This window comes from Novosphingobium sp. 11B, from assembly GCF_054589055.1.
In genome coordinates this window covers 1-307 of the sequence record NZ_BAAILP010000231.1, presented here as the reverse complement: position 1 = coordinate 307, position 307 = coordinate 1, and the positions used below count along the sequence as shown (strand labels likewise).

1 rRNA gene is annotated in these 307 nt (G+C 53.7%); it reads right to left on the bottom strand.

The features are described from left to right. Window positions 1-307: ribosomal RNA gene (locus ACYPYD_RS20640) — 23S ribosomal RNA — on the bottom strand; the annotation flags it as partial.

Genomic DNA, 307 nt, shown 5'->3' with positions numbered 1-307 from the left:
TAGGGGCCGGCTCACCCTGCTCAGATTAGCTTTAAGCAGGAACCCTTGGTCTTTCGGCGAGAGGGCATCTCACCCTCTTTGTCGCTACTCATGTCAGCATTCGCACTTCCGATACGTCCACGCTCGGTTACCCTCACGCTTCACTCGCCTACGGAACGCTCCGCTACCGCTCAGTCAAAGACTGAACCCTAAGCTTCGGTGCATCACTTTAGCCCCGTTACATTTTCGCCGCAGGAACCCTTGTTTAGACCAGTGAGCTGTTACGCTTTCTTTAAAGGATGGCTGCTTCTAAGCCAACCTCCTGGTT